The sequence below is a fragment of the Hydrogenophaga sp. NH-16 genome (genome assembly GCF_004006415.1).
GTDB lineage: Bacteria > Pseudomonadota > Gammaproteobacteria > Burkholderiales > Burkholderiaceae_C > Hydrogenophaga > Hydrogenophaga pseudoflava.
Genome location: NZ_CP029344.1, coordinates 3182946 through 3198011 on the forward strand (window position 1 = coordinate 3182946; position 15066 = coordinate 3198011).

Sequence of the window (15066 nt, forward strand, 5' to 3'; positions counted from 1 at the left end):
CGACTGGATGGCATGAGCATTTTCATTTTCAACTGGATCTTCCTGCTGGCCTTGTTTCCGGTGGCCTTCTTCTGGCTGCGCAGGGCCTGGCGCATTCTGGTCAAACGCGACTTTTCCGAGGTGGCCCTGAAAAAAGGCCTGCCACCGCCCAACCCCGAGAAATTCGCTCCCTACGAAATGGTCATCAACCTGGTCGGTGGCGTGGTGATGGTGGTGGTGCTGGTGGCGGTGCTGGGCTTTCAGGCGCTGGCCAGCGAGGACTGGGTGGCCATTGCCGGCTCCACCCTGTGGACGAAGCTGTTCCTGTCGTTCGCGCTGGGTCGCCACGCACACGGTGGCATGACGGAGCTGGCCAAGAAATCGGCCGAGGCGCGGGAGAAGAAGGCCAAGGGTTGAGCGGTGGCCGGCGGCGCAGGCTGCGCGATCCGGTACGCCGCTCTCAGTAAGCCAGCCGTTCCGGACGGATTTCCTGCAGGATCGTGGTGGCGATTTCTTCGATCGACTTGGTCGTGGTCGAAAGCCAGCGGATGCCCTCGCGCCGCATCATGGCCTCGGCCTCGCTCACCTCGGCCCGGCAGTTTTCCAGGCTGGCGTAGCGCGAATTCGGGCGGCGCTCGTTGCGGATCTCCGAGAGCCGCTCGGGGGCGATGGTCAGGCCGAAGATCTTCTTGCGATGGGGCATCAGCGCCGGCGGCAGCTTGCGGCGTTCGAAGTCTTCCGGAATCAGCGGGTAGTTGGACGCCTTCAGGCCGTGCTGCATGGCCAGGTAGAGCGAGGTCGGCGTCTTGCCGCTGCGGCTGACACCCACCAGGATCACGTCCGAGCCCTCCAGGTCCCTGTGGCTCTGGCCGTCGTCGTGCATGAGCGCGAAGTTGATGGCCTCGATGCGGTCGTTGTACTCCTTGCTCTTGGAGGCGTCCGAGAAACGGCCGACCCGGTGGTTGGACTTGATGCCCAGCTCTTCCTCCAGCGGCTCGACGAAAGTGCCGAACATGTCCAGCATCATGCCGTGGCAGTGCTCCTTGACCACTGCCAGCACCTCCATGTTGACCACGGTGGCGAACACCAGGGGGCGGCGGCCTTCGACCTCGGCGGTGTGGTTGATCTGGCGCACGGCCTGGTGGGCCTTGTCCACACTGTCCAGGAACGGCAGCCGCACCCGGCGGACCGTGGCTTCGAATTGGGCCAGGATGGCGTTGCCAAAGGTTTCGGCGGTGATGCCGGTGCCATCGGAGATGAAAAAGACGGTGCGGTTGGGCATGGCAAGGCTCGCTCGGGTTCAAGAAATTTCAGGACCACCCCACGCTGATTTCACGGGGGTGGCCGGCCCGGGGTGGTCCGGGGCTGGCGGCACCATCCTACAATCATGGACGCCCAGAATGCTTGCCCCCTGCCCGGTGCACGACCCATAACAGAACCACAGGTCACCCGCTGGCGCATGGAGCCCCCGGTTTTTCAACCTTAGGAGTCTTCCATGTCCAACCTGTTCGAGCCGACCGCCCTGGTCGTGCCCTTCGAAAAACTGCGAATGAGCGATGTCGAGATCGTCGGCGGCAAGAATGCCAGCCTCGGCGAGATGATTTCGCAACTGCCCCAGGGGGTGAAAGTGCCCACGGGCTTTGCCACCACGGCCCACGCCTTCCGCGAGTTCCTCAAGGCCGATGGCCTGACCGACCGCATCAACGCGCGCCTGGACGCGCTGGACACCGAGGACGTGCGCGCGCTGGCCGAGGCCGGTGCCGAGATCCGCGCCATGGTCGAGAACCAGCCGTTCCCGGCCGATCTGGAAAAGGCCATCCGTGAGGAGTTCGCCCGCCTGAGCGAAGGCAACCCCGACGCGTCTTTCGCGGTGCGCTCCTCCGCCACCGCCGAGGACCTGCCCGACGCCTCGTTCGCCGGTCAGCAGGAGACATTCCTGAACGTGCACGGCATCGAGGACGTGCTGCACAAGATGAAGGAGGTGTTCGCCTCCCTGTACAACGACCGCGCCATCAGCTACCGCGTGCATAAGGGCTTCGCCCACGCCGACGTGGCCCTGTCGGCCGGCGTACAGCGCATGGTGCGCTCCGACCTGGGCGCCGCGGGCGTGATGTTCACCATCGACACCGAGTCGGGCTTTGAAGACGTGGTCTTCATCACCTCCAGCTACGGCCTGGGCGAAACGGTGGTGCAGGGCGCCGTGAACCCCGACGAGTTCTACGTGCACAAGCCCATGCTCAAGGCGGGCAAGCAGGCGGTGATCCGCCGCAACCTGGGCAGCAAGCTGATCGAGATGGTGTTCTCCACACCCGAGGAGAAGGCTGCGACGAAGAAGCTGGTGAAGACCGTGGACGTGCCGGTCGAGCTGCGCAACCGCTACAGCCTGACCAACGCCGAGGTCGAGCAGCTGGCGCACTACGCGCTGGTGATCGAGCAGCACTACGGCCGTCCGATGGACATCGAGTGGGGCAAGGACGGCACCGACGGCCAGCTCTACATCCTGCAGGCCCGCCCCGAGACGGTGAAGAGCCAGTCGGCCGGCAAGACCGAGGTGCGCTACAAGCTCAAGGGCAAGGGTGCCGTGCTGGCCAGTGGCCGCGCCATCGGCCAGAAGGTCGGCACCGGCCCGGTGCGACTGGTGCACAACATCAGCGAGATGGACAAGGTGCAGCCCGGCGACGTGCTGGTGACCGACATGACCGACCCGAACTGGGAGCCGGTGATGAAGCGCGCCAGCGCCATCGTGACCAACCGCGGCGGCCGCACCTGCCACGCTGCCATCATCGCGCGCGAGCTGGGCATCCCGGCCGTGGTGGGCTGCGGCAACGCCACCGACCACCTGAAGGACGGCACGCTGGTGACGGTCAGCTGCGCCGAGGGCGACACCGGTCACATCTACGACGGGTTGCTGGAGACCGAGGTGACCGAGGTGCAGCGCGGCACCATGCCCGAAGTCGACGTCAAGATCATGATGAACGTCGGCAACCCGCAGCTGGCCTTCGACTTCGCCCAGGTGCCCAATGGTGGCGTCGGTCTGGCGCGGCTGGAGTTCATCATCAACAACAACATCGGCGTGCACCCCAAGGCCATCCTGGACTATCCGGCCGTCGACGCCGATCTGAAGAAGGCGGTGGAGTCGGTGGCCCGCGGCCACGCCTCGCCGCGCGCCTTCTACGTCGACAAGGTGGCCGAAGGTGTGGCGACGATTGCTGCCGCGTTCTGGCCCAAGCCGGTCATCGTGCGTCTGTCGGACTTCAAGTCCAACGAGTACCGCAAGCTGGTGGGCGGCAGCCGCTACGAGCCCGACGAAGAGAACCCGATGCTGGGTTTCCGCGGCGCCGCACGCTACATCAGCGAGGACTTCGCCGAAGCCTTTGCCATGGAATGCGAAGCCCTCAAACGCGTGCGCGAGGACATGGGCCTGACCAACGTGCAGGTGATGGTGCCTTTCGTGCGCACGCTGGAGCAGGCGCGCAAGGTCACCGAGCTGCTGGCGGCCAAGGGTCTCAAGCGCGGCGAGCACGAGCTCAAGCTGATCATGATGTGCGAGATCCCGAGCAACGCGGTACTGGCCAAGGACTTCCTGCAGTACTTCGACGGCTTCTCGATCGGCTCCAACGACCTGACCCAGCTCACCCTGGGCCTGGACCGCGACTCCGGTCTGGAATTGCTGGCACACGACTTCGACGAGCGCGATCCGGCCGTCAAGGCGCTGCTCAGGCTGGCCATCGGCGCCTGCAGGGCCGAGGGCAAGTACGTGGGCATCTGCGGCCAGGGCCCCAGCGACCACCCGGACTTCGCCCAGTGGCTGCGCGACGAGGGCATCAGCTCGATCTCCCTGAACCCGGACTCGGTGGTCGACACCTGGCAGTTGCTGGCGTCTTCCGCCAAGTGACCGCCGGTCTTTGAATGCCGAAACGGCCGGGCTCTGTCCGGCCGTTTTTCTTTGTGCTCCAGCGTAAGGCCGGGGTCAGTGCCTGGCGCACAATCAGGCACAAAGGCGACCCCACGAGGTCGCCGCCGACAGAGGAGACGCGCATGTTTCGAGGACTGGACGCCCAACGCCTGGTGGCCCTGTTCGTGGCCGGTCTGTTGCTGTTCAACTTTCCGCTGCTCGCGCTCTGGGACCATGACATCCGCGTGCTGGGGCTGCCCCTGTTCCCGGCGGCGCTGTTCCTGATCTGGGCACTGCTCATCTGCGCGCTGGCCTGGATCGTCGAGCGTTCGCCGGACACGTCGCCCGGCGGCGATCGCCACTGAACCATGCTGTCCGCCCCGCTGGTCATCGGCGTCTCCTTTGCCTACCTGCTGCTGCTGTTCGCGGTGGCCTATTGGGGCGACCGCCGCGCGCAGGCGGGGCGCTCGGTCATCGGCAACGCCTGGGTCTATGCGCTGTCGATGGCGGTCTATTGCACGGCCTGGACCTACTTTGGCAGCGTCGGCCGCGCCGCCAGTTCGGGCGTGTGGTTCCTGCCGATCTACCTGGGGCCCATGCTGGCCATGGTGCTGGCCTGGATGGTGGTGCGCAAGATGATCCGCATCGCGCGCACCTACCGCATCACCTCCATCGCCGATTTCATCGCCAGCCGATACGGCAAGAGCCCGCTGCTGGCCGGGCTGGTGACGCTGATCACGTTGGTGGGCATCGTTCCCTACATCGCGCTGCAGCTCAAGGCTATTGCCAGCGGTTATGCGGTGCTGACCTCCCCGCTGGGCGAGGCGGCGCCTCCGCCACAACAGTGGTGGCGCGACAGCACGCTCTATGTGGCGCTGGCGCTGGCCGGCTTCACCATGGTGTTCGGCGCACGGCACCTGGACAGCACCGAGCGCCACGAGGGCATGGTGGCGGCGATCGCCTTCGAGTCGGTGGTCAAGCTGGTGGCGTTTCTCGCGGTGGGCCTGTTCGTCGCCTACGGCCTGTACGACGGGCTGGGGAACTTGTTCGCGCAGGCGGCGGCGCAGGAGGCCATCAACCGGCTGCTGCAGTTTGACCAGGGCCAGCCCTTCGCCTACGCTCAGTGGACCGGACAGACCCTGCTGGCCATGCTGTCGGTGCTGTTCCTACCGCGCCAGTTCCAGGTCATGGTGGTGGAAAACGTTCGCGAGCAGCACCTGCGCCGCGCGGTCTGGGTGTTTCCGCTGTACCTGTTGCTGATCAACCTGTTCGTGCTGCCGATCGCCATCGGCGGTCTGATGCATTTCGGCCCCGGTCGCATGGACCCGGAAACCTTCGTGCTGTCGCTGCCGCTGTCCGAGGGCCTGAACGGTCTGGCGCTGCTGGCCTTCGTGGGCGGGCTGTCGGCCGCCACGGGCATGGTGATCGTCGAGGCCATCGCTGTATCCACCATGCTGTGCAACGACCTGGTGATGCCGATGCTGCTGCGCAGCCGCCGGGTCGGCATGCGCTCGGCCAGCGATCTGACCGGGCTGCTGCTGCAGATCCGGCGGCTGGCGATCCTTCTGATCCTGCTGCTGGGCTACCTGTATTTCCACCTGGCGGGCGAGGCTTACGCGCTGGTGAGCATCGGCCTGATCAGCTTTGCCGCGGTTGCACAGTTCGCCCCCGCGATGCTGGGCGGCATGTACTGGAAGGGCGGGACGCAGCGAGGCGCGCTCGCGGGGCTGGTGCTGGGCTTTGGCTTCTGGGCCTACACGCTGATGCTGCCTTCGCTGGCGAAGTCGGGCTGGCTGTCCGACGGATTCCTGGACCACGGCCTGTTCGGATGGACATGGCTCAGACCCGAGGCCTTTCTGGGCTTGAGCGGGCTCGACAACCTGACCCATTCGCTGTTCTGGAGCCTGCTGGCCAATGTGGGGGCCTATGTGGCGGTGTCGCTCTGGCGAGCCCCGTCGGCGGCGGAGACCAGCCAGGCCCTGTTGTTCGTCGACGTGTTCCACCGCACCGAGGGTGCCCCCCGTCCGGTGTTCTGGCAGGGCAGGGCGCAGGTGCCCGACCTGCAGGCCCTGATGGTCCGGTTCCTGGGGCCCACCCGGGCAGGGCAGTTGCTGCAGGCCCATGCGCGGGACCGCGGGGTGGCACAGGTGGCCGACATCCCGGCCGACGCGCGGCTGGTGCAGTTTGTGGAAACCCAGCTGGCGGGTGCCATCGGCAGCGCCTCGGCCCGGGTGATGGTGGCCTCGGTGGCCGAGGAAGAACAGCTCGACCTCGACGACGTCATGCGCATCCTGGACGAGGCCTCGCAGCTGCGGGCCTACTCGATGGCGCTGGAGGAGAAATCGCAGTCCCTGGAGCGCGCCACCACCGAGCTGCGGGAGGCGAACGAGAAGCTGAAGAGCCTGGACCGCCTCAAGGACGATTTCATGTCGTCGGTGACGCACGAGCTGCGCACGCCCTTGACATCGATCAGGGCGCTGTCGGAACTCATGCGGGACGATGACGCCATGGAATTGGCGCAGCGGCAGCAGTTCCTGGGCATCATCGTGACCGAAGCCGAGCGCCTGAGCCGCTTGGTCAACCAGGTGCTGGACATGGCCAAGATCGAGGCAGGGCATGCGGAGTGGACCGTGGCCGAGGTGGATCTGCGCGAGGTGGCCGAGCAGGCGGCCGACAGCATGGCCGAGATGTACCGGGAGCGTGGCGTGCTGCTGCAGCGGGTGCTGGCCGAGCATGTGCCTCTGGTGAAGGCCGATGCCGACCGCCTGACCCAGGTGGTGCTGAACCTTCTGTCGAATGCGCTGAAGTACGCGCCGCGCGAGAACGGACAGGTGGTGTTGCGCCTGGACTGCGATGGCGGCCGCGTGCGCATCGAGGTGCAGGACAACGGCCCCGGTATTCCGCCGGATCAGCAGGCCATGGTGTTCGAGAAGTTCCGGCAGGTGGCCGGCGACGCACACTACCGGCCTGGCGGCACCGGGCTGGGGCTGCCGATCAGCCGCCAGATCGTCGAGCATTTCGGCGGGTGCATGTGGCTGCGGTCAGAGGCGGGGCAGGGCGCCTGCTTCGGGTTCTCGCTGCCGGTGGTGGCCGGAGGTGAACAGACAGGCCCACAGAGGAGACAAGACACATGAGCACGAAGATCCTGATTGCCGACGATGAACCGAACATCCTGATTTCGCTGGAGTTCCTGATGAAGCGCGAGGGCTACGAGGTGGTGCTGGCGCGCGACGGCCAGGAAGCGATGGACGCCATCGTCCGTGAACGTCCCGCACTGGTGCTGCTGGACGTGATGATGCCGATCAAGACCGGTTTCGACGTCTGTTGCGAGGTGCGCGCCCACGAAGCCGTGCGAGACACGCTGATCGTCATGCTCACGGCCAAGGGCCGCGACACCGACGTGGCCAAGGGCCTCGCGCTGGGCGCCAATGCCTACATGACCAAGCCGTTTTCGACCAAGGAGCTGGTGCAGAAGGTGCGGGAGCTGCTGGGAGGCGGTGCATGAGTCTTCAGAAGAAGACCGACCCGCGCCTGTGGTGGTTGCTGGGCGCGGCCGCGGTGGCCTCTTTGCTGTGGCTGGGGGCGACCTTCGGCCTCATCGGCTCTGCCATGGATGCGCAGGAGCGCCAGGCGGTGCTGCAGACCGTGGGCGACCGGCTGGTGCTGATCGTGCTGACCTGGGCGGCGGGCATGGGGGTGATCGGCTGGGGCCTCAAGCGCTGGTTCGACCTGTGGGTGACGCCCTCGGTGCAGCTGGCCGAGGAGGCCCAGGTGCTGCTCAAGACCGACGTGGTGCGCGCACTCACGCCCAAGGGCAATGCCGAAACCAAGGTGCTGGTGGGCCTGTTCAACCAGTTGGTGGCGCAGCGGGAAGACCTGCGCCGCGAGATGGACCACAAGGTGCACGAGGCGGCGCGCGGCATCGAGCAGGAAAAGAGCCGGCTGGCCGCGCTGATGTCCGAACTTACCCAGAGCGTGGTGGTGTGCAACCTGGACGGGCGCATCCTGCTCTACAACAACCGGGCGCGCATGCAGTTCCGCGCGCTGTCGCAGGCGCCGGGCGTGGCCGGGGGCGCCGAGCTGATCGGGCTGGGGCGTTCGGTCTACAGCGTGTTCGACCGCAAGCTGGTGGCGCACGCGCTGGAGAACATCCAGCAGCGCATGGCGCGCGGCGCCGCGCAACCCTCGGCCCAGTTCGTCACCACCACGCCTGCCGGGCAGCTGCTGCGGGTGCAGATGGCGCCGGTGCGTGCGCCGTCTGGCGGTGGCGCCGAGGACTCGAGCCCGGCATTGACAGGTTTCGTGCTCATGCTGGACAACATCACGCGCGAGTTCGAGGTCGAGGCGGCCAAGGACCAGGTGCTGCACACGCTGACCGAGCGCAGTCGGGCGGCGCTGGCCAACATGCAGGCGGCGCTGGACATGCTGGACTACCCCGACCTGGATGCGGCCATGCGCGAGCGTTTCCTGGGTGTGATCCGGGACGAGACGACGGCCCTCAGCCGGCGCATTGGCGATCTGGAGGCCGGCTCGGCCGACAGCCTCAAGACCCGCTGGCCGCTGGAGGACATGCTGGGCGTCGACTTCGTGACGGCGGCTCTGAGGCGCATCGAGGTGGCAACCTCTGTGCCGGTGTCGGCCGCCGAGGTGGATGGCGGGCTGTGGTTGCGGATCGAGAGCTTCTCGCTGATCCAGGCTCTGGCGTACCTGGCGGGGCGCCTGTCCGACGAGTTCGACGTGCGCTTCGTGCAGCTGCGCCTGCAGCCGGCCGCCGGCTCGGCGGGCAAGGCCTGGCTGGACCTGATCTGGAGCGGCCAGGCCATGAGCACCGAGACCGTGATGAGCTGGGAGATGGATCCGATGAAGGTGGGGGACGAGACCCTGCGGCTGACGGTGCGCGACGTGGTCGAGCGGCACAACGGCGCCTTCTGGTTCGAGCGCGAGCGCATCCGCCACCAGGCCTTCTTCCGCCTCCTGCTGCCGCTGGCCAGCCCGCAGGAACAGGTGGACGCCGCCACCTTCGTACGCAGCGACAGCCGACCCGAGTACTACGACTTCGACCTGTTCAAGACTACCGAGCAGACGCGCTCAATGGACGACCGCCTGCTGACCGAGCTGACCTACACCGTGTTTGACACCGAGACCACGGGCCTGAACCCGTCGCAGGGTGACGAGATCATCCAGATCGGTGCCGCGCGCCTGGTGAACAACAAGCTGCTGCGGCAGGAGTGCTTCGAACAGCTGGTGGACCCGAAGCGGCCCATCCCGCCGGCCACCATTCCGATCCACGGCATCCAGCCCGAAATGGTGATCGGCCAGCCGACCATCGACCAGGTGCTGCCGGCCTTCCACGCCTTCGCGCAGGACACGGTGCTGGTGGCGCACAACGCGGCGTTCGACATGCGCTTCCTGCAGCTCAAGGAAGGACAGACCGGCGTGGTGTTCGACCAGCCGGTGCTGGACACGCTGCTGCTGTCGGCGGTCATCCACCCGAACCAGGACTCGCACCGCCTGGAAGCGATCGCGGAGCGTTTCAACGTCACCGTCATCGGCCGCCACACCGCGATGGGCGACGCCATGGTGACGGCCGAGGTGTTCCTCAAGCTGATTCCGCTGCTGGCCGAAAAGGGCATCCATACCCTGGGCCAGGCGCGCGAAGCCGCGCAGAAGACCTACTACGCGCGACTGAAATATTGACTCCCGCGCCGCAGGCGGCGCGGGGGGTCACATCCTGTACCGCTGGGCCAGCACACCTTGCAGCGAGGCCACCACGGCGAACGCGTCCTTGAGCTGGGTGCGCTCGAAATTGGAGATCTCGTCGGGGTCGAGGAAGTTGTCGGGGTTCTGGCCCGCGGTGATCTGGCGCGACTGGTGCTGGATGCGCAGAAAGGCCAGGAACTCCAGGGCGTCGCGCAGGTCGCGGGCGCTCTGCTCGCTGATGGCGCCACCCGCTGCCGCGCCGAGCAGGCGGTCGTGCGTGTTGACGGCGCTGTCGCCACCCGCGAGCGCGTAGACACGGGCCAGGTCGACGATGGGAACGATGCCGCTGTGTTTGAGGTCGATGGTTCCCTTGTGCTCACCGCTGCGGATGGTGGTGAGGCCCTTGAACATGCCCAGCGGCGGCTGGTGCAGGAGCGCGTTGCCGACCATGTAGGCCAGAAAGATGCTGTTGCCCTGGGTGCGCTGCAGGACGTCCTGCCGCAGCTTGTCGAGCATCTCCATGTTGCCGTGGATGGCGCGCAGGTCGAAGAACACACAGGTCAGCATCAGCGACTTTGGATCGGGCTGGCCGGTCCAGCGCGCGAAGTACTCCATCCACTTGCGCCGAGGCTGCCGCCACTCGTCCGTCATTGCCATCATCTCGCCCGGACAGTGGACGTAGCCGCAGGCGTCAAGCCCGTCGCAGACGAAGGTCGACAGGGCCTTGAAATAGACCCCGTGCCGCACCTCGTCGTAGGCATCGTCGAGCACCATGCAGTTGTCCTGGTCGGACTTGGCGGTCTGCTCGCTGCGGGCCTGCGAACCCGCCGCCACCCACACATAGTCGACCGGGGCCGGTCCGAGCTGCGCCTCGCCCAGCTGCAGCAGCCGGCAGGTGATCGCGTCGGTGATGGCGGTGACGACGTGGCCGGTGCTGTGGGCCGAGGCCTCGGCCGCGGCCAGGTTCTGCTGCAGGCGCCGGACCTTGCTGGCCACGGCCTGCAGGCCATCGAGCGTGGTCTGCTTGTAGATGTCGCCCGCCAGGTAGACCGCCGAGGTGCTGTGCTGCTCGGTCAGGTCGGTGGCGGTGATCATGCCCACGATGCGCTGGCCGTCGAGCACCGGCACGTGGTGGATGTTGTGGCGCGCCATCAGCAGCAGGGCGTCAAACGCCGGGCTGTGCACATCGATGCTCATGGGCGCGAGGGTGGCGATGTCGGCGATGGGGCGCGAGGTGTCGAGCCCGGCCGCGATCACGCGGTTGCGCAGGTCGCGGTCGGTGATGAGGCCGAACAGCAGGCCCTGCTCAGTGATCAGCACCGAGGACACGCGCTGGTCGCTCATCGCCTGGGCCGCTTCGCGGATGCTGGTCTGCGGTGACAGCGCGACCGGCTCGCGCTTGATCAGGGCTCGGACTGGCGTGGTCATGAGGTTGAGTGCGGGGTCGCTCGGCCCGCCACCACCGGCCCGGGCGCCGGGTACTGGCCTGGAGGCGCCGGGGAGGCTGCCAAGGAAATAGGTCAGACCAGGTGTTTCTCGGCACAGGGTCTGCACCGTGAGTGCGTCCAGCCGGGCGCAGGTGACGGCTGTTGTGGCCCTGGCACCGCAGATGCCCAGCGCATCGCCGAGGCCAAGGCCGAACAGGTCCCCAGCCTGCAGATCCAGCACCCCGTCGCCATCCGCATCGAGCAGTTGCGCTTGGCCTTCGATCAGCCAGTAGAGGTGCTCCCCGAACCGCTCGCCTCCGGTCAGCCGCTCGCCGGCCGACGCCTGAACCGGGATCAGGGCTTTTGAGAGGGAAGACCGCGTCGGTGGCGCCAGCATGCCCAAAACCCGGTGGTTCTCCAGCGCGCGGGCCAGCAAGCAGGAAGAGGAAGATGCGTGGTCCATGGCCCAACGATTGTGTGACGAGATGAATCGATCCTACATCCGGGCCGGGGTGAATCAGGGAAAACCCTCTCGGTGTTTGACCGGGGGTGCTCTTGCAGGGCGGGTTTGTAAGGAGTTGGTAAGTTGCCAAATCAGAATGGGCTCACCGTTACACGATCCTTACATGTTGACGCTCATTCTCGCGATCAAACTGATTGCCGAAATTGCCCTCATGGCGTTGTTCGGGCAATGGGTGCTTGGGCTGCTTGCGGGGGAGCGCAAATCGACCAACCTGTTCTACCAGGTGCTCGAACAGATCGGGCGGCCCTTTGTGCTGCTAGCTCGCTTCATCACGCCACGTTTCGTGCTTGAACGCCACCACCCTCTGGTGGCGTTTCTGTTGTTGGGGCTGGTATGGGCGGGAGCGACCGTGGCCAAGATCTCCCATTGCGTGAAGATCGGGGTGCAATTGTGCTGATGAAGGGATCCTTCGAAGACGGGTATGTGCGATGGCAGGTCCGTCTGCTGTTGCTGGCTGGACAGAAAACGCAGGCCCTGACCCGCATCGAGCGCCATCTGGCTTCGCGTCCGGACAACGCCTATGCCCTGGCGACCCGAGCCCATCTGCAGGCCGAACTGGGGGACAAGTCCGGCGCCATTGACTCGATCGAACGGCTGGTCAGCGTGCAGCCGCGTCAGGCTTCGGCCTGGTTCAACCTGGGATTTCTGCGGGAAGAGGTGGGACGGCTGGAGCAGGCCGAAGAGGCCTTTCGTCGGGCCACCGACATCGACCCCCAACTGGATCGCGCCTGGTACGGCCTGGCGCTGTGCCTGATCCGCCTGCGCCGTTTCGACGACGCCGTGGTGGCTCTGCGCAAGAACACCGAATTGCAACCCATGAGTCCCTACGGCTGGTACCAACTGGCCAGGGTTCATGTTGACCGGCAAGAGCCCGAAGAGGCGGCGAAGATCATTCGCCATCTCAAAAAGTTCGAGCCGAAAGTGGCGGCACAGCTCGAACGCGAGACGGGTCTGGGCGTTGCCCCGACCTGAGTGCCTGCCGGCGACATGCCGGCAGTCATTTTCCTGGCGCAGGTGCAGTGACGCGAGTTTGCTCACGCACGGGTCGGTTGCAGGCCACCGGAAGGAGACGGGTGGCGCCCGTGATCTGCCCGAAAGGGTGTTCTTGAAAAGTGGTCGATGCCATGGAATTGACTGAGAACCACCGCCGATACTGGCGGAAAAACCTGAAGATCACCGCCATATTGCTAGCAATCTGGTTCGTGGTGACCTTCGTTGTGAGCTACTTCGCCCGTGACCTGAACTTCAACTTCTTCGGTTGGCCGTTCAGCTTCTGGATGGGCGCGCAGGGTGCGCTGGTGGTGTACTGCCTGATCATCGGGTACTACGCTTGGTACATGAACCGCCTTGACATCGAGCACGGTGTCGAAGAATCCGAGGAGTGAACCATGGCAGGCATGTTTGAAACTGCAGGCGCTGCCGGAGGCTCCAACAAGGCCTTCAAGCAGCAGCTCAACAAGGTTTACAAGTGGTACACGGGGGGCTTTTTCGTCTTTGTGATCACGTTGGCCATCCTTGAGCAGATGGGACTGTCCCGCGAATGGATCGGCTTCATCTTCCTTCTCGCGACCATCGGTCTGTACGCCGGCATCGGCATCATGAGCCGCACGACGGACGCTGCCGAGTACTACGTGGCGGGGCGCCGGGTGCCCGCGGTCTACAACGGCATGGCGACCGGTGCCGACTGGATGTCGGCGGCGTCGTTCATCGGCATGGCCGGCACGCTGTACCTCACGGGCTACAGCGGATTGGCGTTCATCATGGGCTGGACGGGCGGCTACTGCCTGGTGGCGCTGTTTCTGGCGCCGTATCTGCGCAAGTTCGGGCAGTTCACCATTCCAGACTTCCTGGGTGAACGCTACGGCGGCAACCTGCCGCGTTTCCTGGGCATCTTCGCCGCCATCCTCTGCTCCTTCACCTACGTGGTGGCACAGATCTACGGCGTGGGCATCATCACCTCGCGCCTCACGGGTGTGGCCTTCGAACTCGGGGTCTTCCTGGGTCTCGGCGGCATTCTGGTGTGCTCGTTCCTGGGTGGCATGCGTGCGGTGACCTGGACCCAGGTGGCCCAGTACATCATCCTGATCATTGCGTACATGATCCCTGTCGTCTGGCTGTCGGTGAAACAGACCAGCGTGCCCGTGCCGCAGGCGATCTATGGCTTCCAGCTGGAGAAGGTCACGGCCAAGGAAAAGCTGCTGATCAACGATGCCAAGGAACTCGAGGTGCGCGAGATCTACAAGAAGCGCGCCGCCGATCTGGATGCCAAGCTCAAGGATCCCGCCAACGCGCTGGCCGCGGACAAGGCCGCTGCCGAGGCCAAGCTGGCCGAGCTGCGTGCTGCCAATGCCCCCGCCGCCGACATTGGTGCGGCCGAGAAGGCCCTGGCTGGGGTGCCCAAGGACGAAGCGGCTGCCAAGAAGGCCTGGACCGCCGCGAAGACGGCCGCTGAAAACAAGGCCAAACCGCTCAACGGTATGCCTGCCCACGCCGCACAGTTCTCGGGCGATCCAAACGGCGACGAGAAAGCCCAGAAGGCGTACGACGAGTCCCGACGCAACTTCCTGGCTCTGATCTTCTGCCTGATGATCGGTACGGCCGCCTTGCCCCACATCCTCATGCGGTACTACACGGTCCCCAGCGTGAAGGAGGCCCGCCAGTCGGTGACCTGGTCGCTGTTCTTCATCTTCCTGCTGTACTTCACGGCGCCGGCGCTCGCGGTGCTGGTCAAATACGAGGTGTTCCATGTGTTGGTGGGAACGCCATTCGACCAGTTGCCGCAGTGGGTGGCCGCGTGGAACAAGGTGGATCCATCCTTGTTGTCTGTTGCTGACGTCAATAAGGACAACATCCTGCAGCTCAACGAGATGAACATCGGCGGCGACATCGTGGTGCTGGCAACCCCCGAAATCGGTGGCCTGCCATACGTGATCTCGGGCCTGGTGGCGGCGGGTGGTCTGGCCGCTGCGCTGTCGACGGCTGATGGCCTGCTGCTGACGATCGCCAACGCGCTGTCGCACGACCTGTACTACAAGATGATCGACCCGAACGCTTCGACGGCCCGTCGGGTGACCATCTCGAAGATGCTGCTGCTGATCGTCGCGCTGGCGGCAGCCTACGTCGCGGCGCAGAAACCGGCGGACATCCTGTTCCTGGTGTCTGCGGCCTTTTCGTTCGCTGCCGCAGCGTTCTTCCCGGCCCTGGTCCTCGGCATCTTCTGGAAGCGCGCCACGGGCATTGCGGCCTCGCTGGGTATGGTGGCGGGTCTCGGTATCACTTTCTACTACATGATGACCACCCAGCCTTGGCTTCGCGGGATCTTCGGTGTGACCTCGCCGGTTGAGCTCTGGTATGGCATCCAGCCGATCTCGGCTGGCGTCTTCGGGGTGCCGGTAGGTTTCCTGGTGATCATTGTGGTCAGCCTGATCACGCCGGCGCCGAGTCGAAAGATTCAGGAGCTGGTGGAGCACGTTCGCTATCCGAATCTGAAGCTCGGCTGATCGTTCTCACCCTCCCGCCGGCATGCCCGGCGCGAGGGGGCC

12 protein-coding genes are annotated in these 15066 nt (G+C 65.6%); 10 read left to right on the forward strand and 2 right to left on the reverse strand.

Annotation, left to right across the window (positions count from 1 at the left end):
* The first annotated feature begins 12 nt into the window (after positions 1 to 12).
* Positions 13 to 396 carry a hypothetical protein gene (locus DD542_RS15340; RefSeq protein ID WP_066154606.1) on the forward strand — a complete coding sequence of 128 codons (384 nt, stop codon included), beginning with the start codon at positions 13 to 15 and terminating at the stop codon, positions 394 to 396.
* 43 nt (positions 397 to 439) lie between these two features.
* Here the strand turns inward: DD542_RS15340 and DD542_RS15345 are convergent, their stop codons facing one another.
* Positions 440 to 1261 (reverse strand): pyruvate, water dikinase regulatory protein, encoded by an 822-nt coding sequence (locus DD542_RS15345; RefSeq protein ID WP_066154603.1) that lies wholly within the window; start codon positions 1259 to 1261, stop codon positions 440 to 442.
* Between the two features lie 213 nt (positions 1262 to 1474).
* Here DD542_RS15345 and ppsA point away from each other — a divergent pair, with 213 nt between their 5' ends.
* From ppsA to DD542_RS15370, 5 genes are all read left to right on the forward strand, one after another.
* Positions 1475 to 3874: a phosphoenolpyruvate synthase gene (gene ppsA, locus DD542_RS15350; RefSeq protein ID WP_079366090.1), complete on the forward strand. Its 2400-nt coding sequence runs from the start codon at positions 1475 to 1477 to the stop codon at positions 3872 to 3874.
* Positions 3875 to 4017: 143 nt separating this feature from the next.
* Positions 4018 to 4239: a hypothetical protein gene (locus DD542_RS15355; protein WP_066154596.1), complete on the forward strand. Its 222-nt coding sequence runs from the start codon at positions 4018 to 4020 to the stop codon at positions 4237 to 4239.
* Between the two features lie 3 nt (positions 4240 to 4242).
* The gene (locus DD542_RS15360) at positions 4243 to 7008 is read left to right on the forward strand and encodes a sensor histidine kinase (RefSeq protein ID WP_127806239.1); all 2766 of its coding nucleotides are present in this window, start codon (positions 4243 to 4245) and stop codon (positions 7006 to 7008) included.
* On the forward strand, positions 7005 to 7379 hold the full coding sequence (locus DD542_RS15365) for a response regulator (protein ID WP_066154590.1): 375 nt from the start codon (positions 7005 to 7007) through the stop codon (positions 7377 to 7379). Before DD542_RS15360 ends, DD542_RS15365 begins: the two co-directional genes overlap by 4 nt.
* Complete coding sequence (locus DD542_RS15370; RefSeq protein ID WP_127806240.1) at positions 7376 to 9571, forward strand: exonuclease domain-containing protein; 2196 nt, start codon at positions 7376 to 7378, stop codon at positions 9569 to 9571. The genes DD542_RS15365 and DD542_RS15370 overlap by 4 nt, the downstream gene beginning before the upstream one ends.
* A 27-nt stretch (positions 9572 to 9598) precedes the next feature.
* Here the strand turns inward: DD542_RS15370 and DD542_RS15375 are convergent, their stop codons facing one another.
* Positions 9599 to 11464 carry a putative nucleotidyltransferase substrate binding domain-containing protein gene (locus DD542_RS15375; RefSeq protein ID WP_206610679.1) on the reverse strand — a complete coding sequence of 622 codons (1866 nt, stop codon included), beginning with the start codon at positions 11462 to 11464 and terminating at the stop codon, positions 9599 to 9601.
* A gap of 163 nt (positions 11465 to 11627) precedes the next feature.
* On the opposite strand from DD542_RS15375, the gene DD542_RS15380 reads away from it, so the two are divergent.
* From DD542_RS15380 to DD542_RS15395, 4 genes are all read left to right on the forward strand, one after another.
* The gene (locus DD542_RS15380; RefSeq protein ID WP_066154750.1) at positions 11628 to 11921 is read left to right on the forward strand and encodes a hypothetical protein; all 294 of its coding nucleotides are present in this window, start codon (positions 11628 to 11630) and stop codon (positions 11919 to 11921) included.
* Entirely contained in the window at positions 11921 to 12496 is a 576-nt protein-coding gene (locus tag DD542_RS15385) for a tetratricopeptide repeat protein (RefSeq protein WP_066154584.1), read from the forward strand. The genes DD542_RS15380 and DD542_RS15385 overlap by 1 nt, the downstream gene beginning before the upstream one ends.
* A gap of 152 nt (positions 12497 to 12648) precedes the next feature.
* Positions 12649 to 12909, forward strand: coding sequence for a DUF4212 domain-containing protein (locus DD542_RS15390; protein ID WP_127806241.1), 261 nt, complete (start codon positions 12649 to 12651; stop codon positions 12907 to 12909).
* A 3-nt stretch (positions 12910 to 12912) separates the two neighbouring features.
* Positions 12913 to 15024, forward strand: coding sequence for a sodium:solute symporter family protein (locus DD542_RS15395; RefSeq protein WP_066154577.1), 2112 nt, complete (start codon positions 12913 to 12915; stop codon positions 15022 to 15024).
* Positions 15025 to 15066 lie beyond the last annotated feature (42 nt).

Coding starts and splice junctions, on each gene's coding strand:
- DD542_RS15375 (WP_206610679.1), bottom strand. CDS start 11,464: ATGGACCACGCATCTTCCTCTTCCTGCTTGCTGGCCCGCGCGCTGGAG.
- DD542_RS15360 (WP_127806239.1), top strand. CDS start 4,243: ATGCTGTCCGCCCCGCTGGTCATCGGCGTCTCCTTTGCCTACCTGCTG.
- DD542_RS15390 (WP_127806241.1), top strand. CDS start 12,649: ATGGAATTGACTGAGAACCACCGCCGATACTGGCGGAAAAACCTGAAG.
- DD542_RS15370 (WP_127806240.1), top strand. CDS start 7,376: ATGAGTCTTCAGAAGAAGACCGACCCGCGCCTGTGGTGGTTGCTGGGC.
- ppsA (WP_079366090.1), top strand. CDS start 1,475: ATGTCCAACCTGTTCGAGCCGACCGCCCTGGTCGTGCCCTTCGAAAAA.
- DD542_RS15395 (WP_066154577.1), top strand. CDS start 12,913: ATGGCAGGCATGTTTGAAACTGCAGGCGCTGCCGGAGGCTCCAACAAG.
- DD542_RS15355 (WP_066154596.1), top strand. CDS start 4,018: ATGTTTCGAGGACTGGACGCCCAACGCCTGGTGGCCCTGTTCGTGGCC.
- DD542_RS15365 (WP_066154590.1), top strand. CDS start 7,005: ATGAGCACGAAGATCCTGATTGCCGACGATGAACCGAACATCCTGATT.
- DD542_RS15380 (WP_066154750.1), top strand. CDS start 11,628: ATGTTGACGCTCATTCTCGCGATCAAACTGATTGCCGAAATTGCCCTC.
- DD542_RS15345 (WP_066154603.1), bottom strand. CDS start 1,261: ATGCCCAACCGCACCGTCTTTTTCATCTCCGATGGCACCGGCATCACC.
- DD542_RS15385 (WP_066154584.1), top strand. CDS start 11,921: ATGAAGGGATCCTTCGAAGACGGGTATGTGCGATGGCAGGTCCGTCTG.
- DD542_RS15340 (WP_066154606.1), top strand. CDS start 13: ATGAGCATTTTCATTTTCAACTGGATCTTCCTGCTGGCCTTGTTTCCG.